The 2,642-nt window shown below is 42.5% G+C and carries 2 protein-coding genes and 1 pseudogene; all 3 read left to right on the forward strand.

Annotated elements, in window-relative coordinates; translation table 11 throughout:
• Positions 1-342 (forward strand): annotated as a pseudogene (locus MRT15_RS10005) (hypothetical protein); the annotation flags it as partial.
• Positions 343-477: 135 nt separating this feature from the next.
• Positions 478-1,485, forward strand: a complete 1,008-nt coding sequence (locus MRT15_RS10010; RefSeq protein ID WP_304329953.1) for an ATP-binding protein — start codon at positions 478-480, stop codon at positions 1,483-1,485.
• Between the two features lie 158 nt (positions 1,486-1,643).
• Positions 1,644-2,642 (forward strand): ATP-binding protein (locus MRT15_RS10015; RefSeq protein WP_304329954.1); only part of this gene is annotated, 999 nt, incomplete at its 3' end.

Genomic DNA, 2,642 nt, shown 5'->3' on the forward strand with positions numbered 1-2,642 from the left:
GCTTGGGAAGTTGTGGGTTATAGGTTGAGGGAACTTGGGTTTGATGTGAAGCTCGATAGACTCTCCATTGAGGATTTTGAAATGAACATTTATGGTGTGAGTGGCGATGTATGCGTATTAGGTGAGGTTACCGTGAGGCTTGGACATACATTGGTTGATGAATTGGAGGGGAAGATCAATTTCCTGAGGAATAAGAAGCCTGAACTCTTAAAACCTAAAATGATAAAAGTCATATACACCATGACTACAACACCCAAAGCCGTGGAAAAGGCGATGGAGTATGGAATATGGATCGTGACTGCAAGACAAGAATACACACCACTAAAAATACATTCAACATAGAATTGAAATTCAAGGGTTTAGGGAACATTTTATAAGTTTCATGAATATAGGTTTGTTATAGGTTTGGAATGCTCATGAATTACATTGATCATTTTGAGATTTATGGGATTTATTATGCTTATAGGGTGAAATGTTTTGAGGAGGATTAAATTATCCTTTACGAGGGGTTTGGAAATTGAGTTTGCCGATAGGGGGAGGGCTATTAAGCAATTGGAGGATTTCGCTGAGAGGGGGACTAGATATCCAATTATAGTTTTCGGTCCTGAGGGTTGTGGTAAAACTGCATGGCTTAAACAATCCATTGAAGTTTTGAGGGGATATGGGTATGATGCCATATACATAGATCCACTTCATAAGAAGTTTATTGCATATACTGATGTTGAGGATGCTGTGAAGAGGCTTGCTAACGCTACAGCTGAAGTTATTGGTGTAGCCGAAGTTAAATTGGCAACATTAGCCATAGACGTTGTTAAGGAGCTTATTGGAATATGGAGGAGGAAGTATATTGCTATTCTCGTGGATGAGGCGTTTCAGGTTATAGGGATTGAGAAGGCTGGAATGTATGTTAAAAGCTTATTAAACTTGGTTGAGTATCCACCTGAAGGATATGAGAAGATAGTTGTAATTGCAGCTACAAGTGAAGGATTATCGAGAATCGAAATTGGTAGGCATAGGTGGAGTGAAATTATGCCAATATGGAATATGCCAAGTGAAGGGTTTAAAGAGTTATATGCGGAAATTCCAAACCCTAAACCTCCACTTGAAGATGCTTGGAAGATGACGGGGGGAAACCCAGACATACTTGCAAAACTCATCAATTCCAATTGGAATTCCAATGAAGTTATTGAAAAGATGGTGGAGGGGAGGAAGCTTAGATCATTCATAGCCTCCCTCAGCATCCATGAGAGAAGGTGGCTCCTAGAGGCTGTGGAAGACCCTGACACACTATTCGTGAGGGAAAGGATGCCACTACTAAATAAACTTGTCGAACTAAACCTAATTGTCGACGACATCCCAGAGAGAAAGCAGTACCTATGGATAGATGAACCACCACCTGAAAGGGATCTCGAACTAGGCATAGGCAAGCATGTAGCATGGCAGACTCCACTACATAGGGAGGCAGTTAAAAGAGTAATGGAATAATAGTTACCATGCATTCAACCATATTCATGAGGGTTTAGAAGTTGAATTCGTGAAACGTGCTACAATGATTATGTCACGATGCATTCGAGGGCTACCTATAACTTAAATACTTCAATTACCTAAGAATCATGGAGGAAATGTGAATGGTGGGAATTTAAATGAGGAGGGTTAAGCTTAGTTTCGCTGGTTTGAAGATGGATTTCTGTGATAGGGATAAGGCTATTAAGCAAGTGGAGGAATTTGCTGAGAGGGGGACTTGGCATCCCATAGTTGTCTTTGGACCTGAGGGTTGTGGGAAGACTGCATGGCTAAAGCAGGCTGCTGAATTGTTGAGGGAACTTGGCTTCGAAGCAATCTACGTTGATCCAATACATAAGGACTTCATAGCCCACACTGATGTTAAGGAGCTTGTAGATAAATTCACTGAAGTTACAATGGAAGCTGTAGGGGTTGCTCAATTGAAGCTGACCACACTCGCCATAGATGCAGCGAAATGGCTCATCAGTAAGTGGGGGAAGAGGAGGATTGCTATTCTAGTGGACGATGCATTTCAAGCCATAGGGCTAGATAAGGCGGCTATGTACGTGAAGGCCCTATTGAGCTTAGTGGAGTATCCTCCAGAGGGCTGTGAGAAGATTGTTGCAATAGCAACAACGAGTGAAGGGCTTTCTAGGAGGGAAATTGGTAGACACTTATGGGCTTGGATTAAGCCTATATGGAACATGAGCCAGAAGGGGTTTGAAGAAATCTACGAGAAGATACCTGGGCGAAAACCTCCATTCGATGAGGCTTGGAGGTTAACTGGAGGCAACCCAAGAATCCTCGCACAGCTCTACGAATCTAAATGGAGCATAGAGCATGTGACAAGGAACCTTGCAGAGTCCAAGAGACTCCAAATGTTCACATCCTCCCTCAGCAATGATGAGAAGATGTGGCTCTTAGAAGCCATAGATAATCCAGATGCATTATTAACGAAGGGGAGAATGCCACTGCTCAACAAGCTAGTTGAATTAAACATGATGATCGACGCTATCCCGGAAAGGGATGGTGAAACTTGGATAGATGAACCGCCACCGGAGAGGAACATAGAATTAGGCATAGGAAGACATGTAGCATGGCAGACTCCACTACACAGGGAAGCAGTTAAAAGGGCAATA

The sequence above is a fragment of the Candidatus Culexarchaeum yellowstonense genome (genome assembly GCF_024707025.1).
GTDB lineage: Archaea > Thermoproteota > Methanomethylicia > Culexarchaeales > Culexarchaeaceae > Culexarchaeum.